Source organism: Faecalimonas canis, assembly GCF_054601575.1.
In genome coordinates this window covers 39,556-50,864 of record NZ_BAAHSI010000010.1, presented here as the reverse complement: position 1 = coordinate 50,864, position 11,309 = coordinate 39,556, and the positions used below count along the sequence as shown (strand labels likewise).

The 11,309-nt window shown below is 36.9% G+C and carries 10 protein-coding genes and 3 tRNA genes; 2 read left to right on the top strand and 11 right to left on the bottom strand.

Going from position 1 to position 11,309, the window contains the following annotated elements; all coding sequences use genetic code 11:
• Positions 1-45: 45 nt before the first annotated feature.
• Both ACYPXO_RS03245 and ACYPXO_RS03240 read right to left on the bottom strand, forming a co-directional pair.
• On the bottom strand, positions 46-3,345 hold the full coding sequence (locus tag ACYPXO_RS03245) for an ABC transporter permease (RefSeq protein WP_459639246.1): 3,300 nt from the start codon (positions 3,343-3,345) through the stop codon (positions 46-48).
• 6 nt (positions 3,346-3,351) lie between these two features.
• Positions 3,352-4,056: an ABC transporter ATP-binding protein gene (locus tag ACYPXO_RS03240; RefSeq protein ID WP_459639245.1), complete on the bottom strand. Its 705-nt coding sequence runs from the start codon at positions 4,054-4,056 to the stop codon at positions 3,352-3,354.
• 121 nt (positions 4,057-4,177) lie between these two features.
• On the opposite strand from ACYPXO_RS03240, the gene ACYPXO_RS03235 reads away from it, so the two are divergent.
• Positions 4,178-4,609, top strand: coding sequence for a GNAT family N-acetyltransferase (locus ACYPXO_RS03235; protein ID WP_459639244.1), 432 nt, complete (start codon positions 4,178-4,180; stop codon positions 4,607-4,609).
• 77 nt (positions 4,610-4,686) lie between these two features.
• Here the strand turns inward: ACYPXO_RS03235 and ACYPXO_RS03230 are convergent, their stop codons facing one another.
• The 5 genes from ACYPXO_RS03230 to ACYPXO_RS03210 form a co-directional block, all read right to left on the bottom strand.
• Positions 4,687-5,307 (bottom strand): undecaprenyl diphosphate synthase family protein, encoded by a 621-nt coding sequence (locus ACYPXO_RS03230; protein ID WP_459639243.1) that lies wholly within the window; start codon positions 5,305-5,307, stop codon positions 4,687-4,689.
• Positions 5,308-5,432: 125 nt separating this feature from the next.
• Positions 5,433-5,506: transfer RNA gene (locus ACYPXO_RS03225), tRNA-Pro, on the bottom strand.
• Between the two features lie 11 nt (positions 5,507-5,517).
• Positions 5,518-5,588 (bottom strand) — tRNA-Gln (locus tag ACYPXO_RS03220).
• Between the two features lie 24 nt (positions 5,589-5,612).
• Positions 5,613-5,683, bottom strand: a tRNA-Gln gene (locus tag ACYPXO_RS03215).
• 91 nt (positions 5,684-5,774) lie between these two features.
• Positions 5,775-6,437 (bottom strand): YitT family protein, encoded by a 663-nt coding sequence (locus tag ACYPXO_RS03210; protein WP_459639266.1) that lies wholly within the window; start codon positions 6,435-6,437, stop codon positions 5,775-5,777.
• Positions 6,438-6,512: 75 nt separating this feature from the next.
• Here ACYPXO_RS03210 and ACYPXO_RS03205 point away from each other — a divergent pair, with 75 nt between their 5' ends.
• A complete protein-coding gene (locus ACYPXO_RS03205) occupies positions 6,513-7,304 on the top strand; it encodes a MerR family transcriptional regulator (protein WP_459639242.1) in 792 nt (263 codons plus the stop codon).
• On the opposite strand, the gene ACYPXO_RS03200 is transcribed toward ACYPXO_RS03205, so the two are convergent.
• The 4 genes from ACYPXO_RS03200 to proC all read right to left on the bottom strand — a co-directional run bounded on the left by ACYPXO_RS03200 (position 7,299) and on the right by proC (position 11,287).
• The gene (locus tag ACYPXO_RS03200; protein WP_459639241.1) at positions 7,299-8,519 is read right to left on the bottom strand and encodes an LL-diaminopimelate aminotransferase; all 1,221 of its coding nucleotides are present in this window, start codon (positions 8,517-8,519) and stop codon (positions 7,299-7,301) included. The two genes, ACYPXO_RS03205 and ACYPXO_RS03200, sit on opposite strands and share 6 nt — an antisense overlap.
• The gene (gene dapF / locus ACYPXO_RS03195) at positions 8,507-9,286 is read right to left on the bottom strand and encodes a diaminopimelate epimerase (RefSeq protein WP_459639240.1); all 780 of its coding nucleotides are present in this window, start codon (positions 9,284-9,286) and stop codon (positions 8,507-8,509) included. Before dapF ends, ACYPXO_RS03200 begins: the two co-directional genes overlap by 13 nt.
• Positions 9,287-9,389: 103 nt before the next feature.
• Positions 9,390-10,385, bottom strand: a complete 996-nt coding sequence (locus ACYPXO_RS03190) for an aldo/keto reductase (RefSeq protein WP_459639239.1) — start codon at positions 10,383-10,385, stop codon at positions 9,390-9,392.
• 107 nt (positions 10,386-10,492) lie between these two features.
• Positions 10,493-11,287: a pyrroline-5-carboxylate reductase gene (proC, locus tag ACYPXO_RS03185; RefSeq protein ID WP_459639238.1), complete on the bottom strand. Its 795-nt coding sequence runs from the start codon at positions 11,285-11,287 to the stop codon at positions 10,493-10,495.
• Between the last annotated feature and the right edge of the window lie 22 nt (positions 11,288-11,309).

Sequence of the window (11,309 nt, the reverse complement as noted above, 5' to 3'; positions counted from 1 at the left end):
AGTGCTAATAAAATTATAAAGAGTATAAAGTTTTTCTAAAATATGCTATTCCACACTCTTCAGCGATTCAACCATATCAATCTTTTTCAACTTATAATACATTACCCAATTGACAAAAATTGAAAATCCGAATGTAAATAACAGCGCAATTACATAACTTATAAAATTGATATTTCTTCCAAACATTACATCATCGATTTCCACTGTGACAATAACGAACCGATGAAGCAGATATCCTAAGCCGCATCCCGCAATTGAACCTATTAATGTCAGCAAAATATTTTCCCTGTAAACATATGCTGCCACTTCTCCGTCATAAAATCCTAAAACTTTAATTGTCGCTAATTCTCTCTTTCGCTCTGTAATATTAATATTATTCAGATTGTATAAAACAACAAACGCAAGCATTCCCGCCGCCACAATGAGAACGACAATAACACTGTTTAATGTTTTCAGCATATCATCAATACGGGTGCGAAGACTGTCTGTATACTGCATATTCATTACTGCTTTTGTTTCCAACATATCTTCACCAATCTGTAAAGTTGTCTTTTCATCCGTGTTTTTCAATTTGTAGAGTTCGCTATTAAAGGAAGGCGTTTCGCCGTATAGTTTTTCATACGTTCCTTTCGTCAGATAAATATAATGTCCCATATAGTTTTCACAGATTGCCGTAACGATGATTTCTTTTTTCTGTCCGTTCTCATCTTTAATAAAAATTTTATCTCCAGCCTCAACTTCCAATGTTTTTGCCATTTTTTCAGTTAAAACCGCACCGTCTTCCGTAAGTTTATATTGTTCATCCGTTTTTCTGTCTTTCAAAGCAACAAAATCATCAAACTTCTTTACATTTGAAGGAACATATAAATATACGTCTTTCTCCGTGCCCCCTTTGCCGACTTTGACATTTTTCATATAAATCTTCAGTGAATCTTTAATTTCATTCTGGTTCTTTTTATAAGTTTCCAATGCCTGTTTTTCCTCTTCAGAGGCATCTTCATTTAACAGCGCCTGTAAGTTATACTGTTGTATTTCTTCATATTGAATAACACTTATACTGAAGATAGAGTCTTTTAATCCGTATCCGACCAAGATAAGCGCCATACAGCCTCCAATTCCAAATATTGTCATGAAGAATCGTTTCTTGTAGCGAATTAAATTTCGGATTGTCGATTTCCAAATAAAACTAAGTCTTTTCCAGATAAACGAAACTTTCTCCAAAAATACTCTTTTTCCCTGTTTTGGCGATGGCGGACGCATAAGTACTGCCGGCTGTTCTGCCATTTCTTTATAGCAGGCGAGTATTGTTGCAAACATTGTACAGGCAACCGCCGCTATTGTTGCCATAACAGCATATTTTACATTATACGGAATAACGATATTCGGCATATGTACATACATAATCTGATAAGCAAACACAATTACATAAGGATACAATTTCTCTCCAATCAAAACTCCTGCAATACTTCCGCCTACAGTAGCAATCAACGCATAATTAATATACTTTCCTGCAATTGCAAAACGGCTGTATCCTAATGCTTTCATCGTTCCTATCTGTGTTCTCTGTTCTTCGACCATACGAGTCATCGTTGTCAGACTGATTAATGTCGCCACAAGGAAAAAGATTAGAGGGAAAACTTTTCCAATTGCCTTAATTCTCTCTGCGTTATCTCCATAACCGCTGTACTCCGGAAATATATCTCTATTGTTCACATACCATTTTGGCGTTCCAATCGTTTCAATCTCTTTTTTTGCATCTGCAATCTTCTTCTCCCCATCAGAAATTTTTGCTTCCGCTTCTTTTTTTGCTTTGAGGTACTCCTCTTTTCCTTTTGCCAGTTCTTTCTCACTTGTTTCAATTGTAGATTGAGCCTTCTCCAATTCCTTTTCTTTTACAACTAATTCTGCTTTCCCCTGCTGCAGTTGTCTTTCTCCTGAAGTAATCTGCACCCCTACTTTTTTCAACATTTCTTCGTTGCGTGCAACCTCTTTTTTTGCCTGACAGATTGCATTTTGTCCTGTCGAAAGTTTCGTTTCAATTTCTTTCAACTGACCTTTCAGCACTGATAACTGCCCTTCCATTTTCTGTATGGCATTTTCCAGCATCGCCTGTTGCTTCTTTAACACCTCTATCTGTGCCTGCTCCTCAGGAATATCGGGATTCATACTTTCTATTTGTTTTTGAATAGCAATATACTGATTTTTCTGTTCTGTCAAAGTTTTCTCCAGCGTCTGTATAGCACTCTGCAATGTTTTTATTCCCTGCTGAGCTTCTGCATACTGCTTTTGAAACTCTGACTCTTTCTGTACCAAAGTTTTCTTTCCCTGTTGCAACTGACTTACGCCTGTTTCATACTGCTTCTTCGCCGTCAAAAGTTCCGTTTCTTTTTGAGAAATCGTTTTCTTCGCCTTTGCAATAGCATTTTTTCCGCCTGTCAGTTGTTTTTTACCGTCCTCCAATTGTTTTTCACCATCGGTAATCTTTTGCTGTGCAGACTTCAACTCTTCTTCCGTTGTCTTTTTTGCCTTATGCAAATCCTTTTCTGACTGGGAAACTTTTTCCTGCGCCTCCGACACAATCTCTTTTCGTCTTTGCCGGCACTGAATACTTTCAATTTTCTCTACCTTCTCAGTCACTTTTTCAACTTTAGTTTCGTATTCCTTCGTAAACGCAACCGCCTCTTTTGCCCCTTCAACTTCTACCAGACATTCTGTATACACATCTGTCGAAAACGTTTCCGGAGATACTATCATAAATCCGCTTACTTCACCTGTACCAATCATGCTGCTTCCTCTCTCGAAGGAAATGTAACATGTACTGCTTCCTGCACCAACAATCTTGTAAGAAGAATGTTTAAGCGTCTTATCCAAGCCTTCATTTGTCCCCGACTCTAGTTTTACGGTATCTCCCACTTTATATCCCGCCATTTTCATAAAATCAATGTCCATAAAACATTCATTATCTTTCTTTGGCATTCTTCCTTCCATCACATCTACTTGATTCATTGTAGGAAGTTCTGACATAATATGTACAACTTTTTCACTGTCCTTCAACTGACATATGGCATCCGTACTATAGCCGTATTCTACCTTTTTCACACCCTCCACCTGTCGAATGGCGTCTATGTCTTTCTCAGTCAATCCAAATGTACTTATCACTTTCATATCCGCCAAATGATGTTCATCAAAATATTCATCCGCAGAAAATCTCATATCCGGCTCTGCCGCACGTATTCCCGAAAAAAAGGAAACTCCGAGAGCCACAATGAAAAAAATCGATAAAAACCGACCTAAACTCCGTCTTATCTCCATATAAAAATCTTTTCTCAATGCTTTTTTCTTCATCTTTATCTACCACTCAATCTCTTCTATCGAAACCGGATTTTTGTTTTCTTCTATCTTTGAAACTTTTCCATTCTTTATATGAATCACTCTATCTGCCATCGGCGCTATCGCTGAGTTATGAGTAATTAAAATAACTGTCATTCCTTTTTTTCTACACATATCCTGCAACAAAGTCAGTATCGCTTTACCCGTATTATAATCCAACGCTCCGGTTGGCTCATCACACAATAATAACTTAGGATTTTTCGCCAACGCTCTCGCAATAGAAACTCTCTGTTGTTCCCCTCCCGACAACTGTGCCGGAAAATTATTTAGTCTTTCGCCCAATCCTACTTCTTTCAGCACACTCTCAGCATCAAGAGGGTTTTTACAAATCTGCAATGCCAATTCTACGTTTTCCAACGCAGTCAAGTTAGGAACAAGGTTATAAAACTGAAAGACAAATCCTATATCATCTCTTCTGTACGCCGTCAATTTTTTCCCGTTGTATTTCGTTATATCATTCCCATCAACGAGAACTTCCCCACTTGTCGCCGTGTCCATTCCGCCGAGAATATTTAAAACTGTCGTTTTACCTGCCCCACTTGCTCCGACAACAACCGCAAATTCACCTTTCTGAATTTCAAAATTAATTCCTGCCACCGCATGAATTTCCACTTCTCCCATTTTATATATCTTTTTTACATCTTTCAATTCTACAAACGCACTCATTACAAAGCCTCCATTTTGCCGAAACCTCTTGTTTCTTTTTTTCTATCCTATTATAATAATACCATTGTCTTGACAAACACAACAAGGAAATTTTCTATAAACTATTAAGGAGAACAAATGTATGAAGAACTTACGAATTATTCCCGTAACAAACGAGGAACTTGTCTATTCTCTCTGTGCCGTAACAGAAGAACTCCTAGACTCTCCTCTTCTTCCCGAAAGTATATGCGAAGATATTACTAATGACTTTGAATATTTCCTATTATCTTATGACTATACTTTTGCGGGGTTTTCAAAAATATTTGAATCTGATAAATATTTACAACTCAATACCATTCACATTCACGAGGATTTTAGAAGAAAAGGAATTTTCTCTTTGTTATTAGAAAATTATATTGAACTCTGTCATTTGCGAAAACTGGACAAAATTATTCTCACCTGTGATAAGCAAAATCAGAATGCCATAGATTGCTTTAAACATTTAGGTTTTCAGGAAACACATAAAGAAGTGTCAGTTTCTCCGAATGTCATTATGGAATTATCTATAAAATAAAAGTATGTTTCACATACCTTCATTCTATAAAAAAATCCAAAACAATCTGCTCGTCACAGCGGATTGTTTTGGATTTTTTAACCTCCTAACGTCACATCTTGCTTATCATACCATTGTATTGCCAAATCAAATTCCTCATCTTTATAATCCGGCCACAAATTTTCTACAACATAAAAATCTGCATACACAGATTGTATCGGAAGCATCCCGGACAACCTTCTCATGTTCCCCCAACGAATTACCAAATCTATCCTCGAAATCTCTTTAGAATACGCACCTTCTCCTCGTGCAATACCGGATAAATCCCAATCCCAACCGTAATTCACCAAGAAATTAACTTTTATCTCCGGTTTTCCAATTTCTTTTCTCGTTGTATATTCCCGAAGTTCTTCCGGAAAATTTTCAGATTCTCTATTTCCTAAAACCAAAAGAGAAACATTCCCCTCTTCTTTAATAAATCGCAATGCATCCACACACGCTTTTTTGAAAGCTTCTTTTTGTTCCCTCGGTCTTCGGCAATTATCCGTTGTAAATCCATAATAAGTAATTTCCGAAACACCGTATTCTTTTGCTTTTCTTAACACTTGTACACCGGGTATCAGTCCACTCTGATAACCGTCCTTTTTCTCCATTTTATGCTGTACCGCCCACCGTCTGTTTCCATCCGGTATAATTGCAATATGTTTAGGAATTCTCATGTTTACCACCACCTTATCTATTCTAAGTGTTGCCATGAGATAACGATCTATACAAATAAAAAATAAGTTTTCAGATAAAATAACATATCATATATTATCTTATCCAAAAACTTATTTCTAAAAAATCGAAGTGACGTGATTCGAACACGCGACCTCTACGTCCCGAACGTAGCGCTCTACCAAACTGAGCCACACTTCGAGAATAAAGAACTACGGAAAAGGGATTCGAACCCCTACAAACAGAGTCAGAGTCTGTTGTGCTACCATTACACCATTCCGCATCAATACTATATTTAATTTTCAAACTACGGAAAAGGGATTCGAACCCCTACAAACAGAGTCAGAGTCTGTTGTGCTACCATTACACCATTCCGCATTACTTGTTGTGTAGTAACTGAACCACACAACAAATTATTATAACAGGTTTTTTTTAAAAATCAACTATTTTTTAAATATTTTTTATTTTTTTATCCTTCTTCCAACTCTAACGTTTGACATCTGCCATATTGCTGCACAAAATCAATAATATAAGAAGAAACTGTTACTGTGATAATTGAAAAAACAATTCTTCCAACAGGAATATAACTTAATGATAATATCAACACGGTGAAATCTGTAAACATATATGCTCTGGACAAACGCCAATGTGTTACCTTTGAAATAGCAAGTGCCAGTGCATCATCTCCTCCGCTTGAACCTCCCTGTCTGACAATAAGTCCTACTCCCACTCCGACAAAGACTCCTCCGAGTACTGCCGAAACAAATGGATAGGCAGATAAATTTGGTAAAATCGGTGGGAACTGTTCCCAGATTTTAAAGAAAAATGAAACACTCATTGTAGAAACAACTGATATTTTTATAAAACGTGCTCCTAAAAATTTATAGGCAAAAAGATAACAACTAATGTCTAATATAGGCGTGATAACAGACGGCTTAAATCCAAGCCAATGATTTATGAGAAGCATCGTTCCTATAACTCCTCCTTCAGTCACTCCTGTCTGCTGATGTATGTTATAAATCCCAAAAGAACAAATAACCGCTCCGATTACAATATAAACAATCTTTCTCCATGATAATCCATCCATAATCCGTTGGACGATTGTTTCCGTCCATTTTCTATTCATTTTTATATCCTCCTTTGCAATTTATCATAAACCTTAGTATAATACTAAGGTCAATACTTTTTTCAAAGGAGAATACTGATTATGAAAAAATATTACCATATCGGAGAAATTTCTAAATTATATCATATAGGTACAGACTCCCTACGTTACTATGAATCACTCGGTATACTCTCACCCATAAGAAGTGAAAAAGGCTACCGCCTTTATAGTTTAAATGACCTTTGGCGACTGAATGTCATTCGAGATTTACGCAGTCTTGGATTTTCTATGGAACAAATAAAAACATATTTGAATAATCGAACCGTTCATTCAACCGAACAATTGCTTACCGATGAACTGTCCGTTATTACAGAAAAGTTAAATACACTTACTAATTTAAAGGAAAATGTAGAGGAACGTCTTCGCACCGTTCAAGAAGCAATTTTGCAGCCTATCGGAGAAATCCGAAAAGTACACTTAAAACGAAGATATTGCCATGTCATCCATTCTCCATATAAAACAGATGAAGAAATGGATATGCTGATTAAACAACTGCTAAATAAAGATGAAGACAGGCTATATATTATCGGCAACAACAGAATTGGTTCTTCCATACCTATGGAAAGCATTGAAAAGAAATTATTTTGTGACTATAGAAATGTATTTATAATAGATAGAAACGGAAAAGAATACATAGAAGAAGGGAATTACCTTACTGTCTGCTACAAAGGAAAGAACAAACAAAATGCAGTTTATATTCCAAAATTACTGCAATATGCAAATGAGCATCATCTCAAACCTTCAGGTCCCATTCGAGAATTACTCTGGATTGACATTCATCAGTCAAACAATACGGAAGAACATATTACAGAACTGCAGGTGCGCTGCCTATAAAGGTAACGCACTTATCCGTTCCAAAGCCCTTTCCGTATCCTCTTTACTTCCAAATCCCGTCAACCTAAAATATCCCTCTCCTGCTGTTCCAAATCCGATTCCGGAAGTTCCGACTACATTTGCAGTTTTCAAAAGATATGTAAAAAAATCCCATGATTTCATATGATTAGGAGTTTTCAGCCAAACATATGGAGAATTTTTTCCGCCGACAACCGTATAGCCTAATGCAGATAACGTTGTCTGTATTTGTCCCGCATTATTCATATAATATTTTATCTGCTCCTCAATCTGTTTTTTTCCTTCTTTTGTGTATGTTGCCTCTCCTGCCCTCTGCACAATATAGGACGTTCCATTATATTTTGTTTCCTGACGTCTTGCCCAAAGAGAATGCAGAGTTACTCCTTTTATCTTAATCTCTTTCGGAATAACCGTTGCTCCTAGCCGTATTCCCGTAAATCCCGCCTTTTTTGAAAAACTTCGCACTTCAATGGCGCACATTCTCGCTCCTTCACACTCATAGATTGTATGAGGTACATCTTCTTCCGAAATATATCCTTCATAAGCACTGTCATAAAAAATAATCGCCCCAACCTGATTTGCATAATCAACCCATTCCTGCAACCGTTCCTTTTTCATCACTGCTCCCGTAGGATTATTAGGAAAACAGAGATAAATCATATCTGGAACACGTTTCGGTATTTCCGGCAGAAAATCCGTTTCTTTTGTACATTCCATGTAAATAATATTTCTCCACCTATCCATTTTTAAATCATATTGCCCCGCCCGTCCTGCCATAATATTAATGTCCGTATAGACAGGATATACCGGATTGCAAACCGCCACTTTATTTTCCCTGCTGAATATTTCCTGCAAATTTCCTATATCACTTTTAGCACCGTCTGATATAAAAATTTCATCTTCGCTTATATTACATCCTCGTTTTTTATAATCATTTTCCGCTATAGCATTCCGTAAAAATCCATATCCCTTACTGCTTCCATATCCCCTAAATGTTTTCTTTTCCCCCATTTCTTCTACTGCCTTTTTCATTGCTTTGACAACAGCCGGCACAAGAGGAAGAGTAACATCCCCTATGCCAAGTTGTATCAATTCGGCTTGTGGATTTTCCTTTTTATACTCTTCCGTTCTCCTTCTCACCTCCGCAAACAGATAATTATGAGGCAGTGATAAATAATTTTCATTTATAGCAAACATACATCAATTTCCCCCTCAAATACCGTTTTCGCTTCTCCTGTCATAAATATGTGGTTGCTCTCTTTATCCCACTCAATAAATAAATTTCCACCGGGCATATTTACTTTCACGCAGTTATCCACATACGTTCTCATCATACAAGCAGCTGCAGCTGCACACGCACCTGTCCCACACGCCATCGTCTCCCCTGTTCCTCTCTCCCTCACACGCATTCTTATTTTCCCTCTATCTATTATGGATACAAACTCTACATTAAACTCTGTGAAATCCTCCCATTCTTTTATGTCCACTTCATCCACATCATCTACATAAACAACCAAATGTTGATTATCTATAAAAACATAATCTGAACTATATTCTGTTTCGCCTATAATAATTTTTCCGTTTTTTTCTCCTACACTCACTTCCCCCATATCTGCAACCATCATATCTATATCTTTCTTTGGAAATATTTTAGTTTCTATTACCCTATTATAAGTTTCTATTTCAATTTTTTTATTTCTCACAATTTCGTGGTCGTATACATACTTTGCCACACATCTAACTCCATTTCCACAAAGTTTTCCTTCCGTTCCGTCCGCATTATACATACGCATTTTCACATCTGCTTTCTCTGAAAAATCGATAAAAATAACTCCGTCCCCTCCTACACCAAAATGTCTGTCACTCAGTTTTCTTACTAATTCAGAAGGATTCTCTATTTTTTCATTCATCGCATTTATATAAATATAGTCGTTTCCTAGTGCCTGCATTTTTGTAAATTTCATTCTTATCTCATTCCCTCTTACCTTTTATCACTAAAGTATGTTCACAGAAATAAAAATATGTTCACAAAAAAGAAGAGGGGTGATTCCCTCTTCAAATTCCATCTTACTTTTTAGAAATGGCGTCAATAGCATCTAATTCTTCCTGTATAAATGCTGTATTTTCTACTATCTTTACATTTTCACGAATTTGCTCAGATGAAGACGCACCAATCAATACACTTGTCACATCTCCGTCACGGATCACCCATGATAATGCCATTTGTGCCAATGTCTGTCCGCGCTCTTTTGCAATTTCATTTAATGCTTCAATCTGCTCAAGACGTTCTTTCGTAATTGCACTTTCTTTCAAAAATCTTCCGTCTTTTCTTATTCTGCTGTTCTCAGGAATACCATGCAGATACTTATCTGTCAAAAGTCCTTGTGCCAGCGGACTGAAAGCAATTAACCCACATCCGTTTTCCGATGCAAATTTTTTCAATCCGTCATCTTCAATCCAACGGTCGAAAATGGAATAGCGTACCTGATTAATAATAAATGGGCATTTTAATTCTTTTAAAATTTCCATTGCCCTTTTCGTTGTTTTTGCATCATAATTAGAAATTCCGGCATACAATGCTTTCCCCTGTTTTACCGCCGTATCAAGTGCCATCATACTTTCTTCAAGTGGAGTTGCCGGATCCATTCGGTGATGATAAAAAATATCTACATAGTCTAACCCCATTCTTTTCAAACTTTCATCCAAACTCGACAACATATATTTTCTGCTTCCCCAATTTCCGTAAGGTCCGTCCCACATTTCATATCCGGATTTTGTACTGATAACCAGTTCATTTCTATATGGTTTCAGTTCTCCGTTAATAATCTTGCCAAAATTTTCTTCCGCACTGCCATTCTTCGGTCCATAATTATTTGCCAAATCAAAATGCGTAATACCGCAGTCAAATGCCGTTTCACACATATCTACCATATTTTCAAAAGAATCATTTGTTCCAAAATTGTGCCATAATCCCAAAGAAACCGCCGGTAATTTCAAACCGCTGTTTCCACTGCGAAAATAATTCATCTTTTCATATCTTTTTTCATCTGCAATATAACTCATGAGCATACCTCCTTACCTTTTCTCCTATATTATATCCCATTTTCATAAAGAAAGGTATATATAAAAAACTTCTTCCACCACTCTGTGATGAAAGAAGTTTTCTTATTTTATAATCCTTTTGCAATTTTTACGCAGGCTTTCATCGCCTCAATAACACTGCTTCTAAATCCTTTTTCCTCTAATACGCGAACTGCCTCAATTGTCGTTCCTCCCGGTGAGCAAACCATATCTTTTAATTCGCCTGGGTGTTTTCCCGTTTCTAAAACCATTTTCGCACTTCCCATAACTGCCTGTGCCGCAAATTTATATGCCTGCTGTCTTGGCATTCCATCAGCAACCGCTGCATCTGCCATCGCTTCAATAAACATAAATACATATGCCGGTGAACTTCCGCTTACAGATACAACAACATCCATAAGTTTTTCACTTAGTACTTCCGCTTTACCAAACCCGCTTAAAATGTTACATACAGTATCCAACTCTTCTTTTGTCACTAAATTATTGTGACAAACTCCCGTAATACCCTCTCCAACTAACGCAGGTGTATTTGGCATTGTACGAACGATTTTTACAGGATGTCCGAATGCTCCTGCAAGATATTCTAAAGTTTTACCCGGTGCAATTGTAACGATAATCTGGCTTTCCGTAATACAGTCTTTAATTTCGTCAATCACATCTGCATAAAACTGTGGTTTTACCGATAATACAACAACTTCTGCCTTTGTTGCCACTTCTTTGTTATCTGTTGTTACATGAATTCCTAATTCTTCTTTTGTTTTCTCCAAGCCCGGAACATACATATCAGATGCAATTACTTCTTCCGCTGTTAAAATTCCGTTTTTTAAAATTCCGCCCATCATTGCTTTTGCCATATTTCCGGCACCGATAAATCCTAATTTCATCTTTCCATTCTTCCTTTCATTT

Coding starts and splice junctions, on each gene's coding strand:
- ACYPXO_RS03245 (WP_459639246.1), bottom strand. CDS start 3,345: ATGAAGAAAAAAGCATTGAGAAAAGATTTTTATATGGAGATAAGACGG.
- ACYPXO_RS03240 (WP_459639245.1), bottom strand. CDS start 4,056: ATGAGTGCGTTTGTAGAATTGAAAGATGTAAAAAAGATATATAAAATG.
- ACYPXO_RS03235 (WP_459639244.1), top strand. CDS start 4,178: ATGAAGAACTTACGAATTATTCCCGTAACAAACGAGGAACTTGTCTAT.
- ACYPXO_RS03230 (WP_459639243.1), bottom strand. CDS start 5,307: ATGAGAATTCCTAAACATATTGCAATTATACCGGATGGAAACAGACGG.
- ACYPXO_RS03205 (WP_459639242.1), top strand. CDS start 6,513: ATGAAAAAATATTACCATATCGGAGAAATTTCTAAATTATATCATATA.
- ACYPXO_RS03200 (WP_459639241.1), bottom strand. CDS start 8,519: ATGTTTGCTATAAATGAAAATTATTTATCACTGCCTCATAATTATCTG.
- dapF (WP_459639240.1), bottom strand. CDS start 9,286: ATGAAATTTACAAAAATGCAGGCACTAGGAAACGACTATATTTATATA.
- ACYPXO_RS03190 (WP_459639239.1), bottom strand. CDS start 10,385: ATGAGTTATATTGCAGATGAAAAAAGATATGAAAAGATGAATTATTTT.
- proC (WP_459639238.1), bottom strand. CDS start 11,287: ATGAAATTAGGATTTATCGGTGCCGGAAATATGGCAAAAGCAATGATG.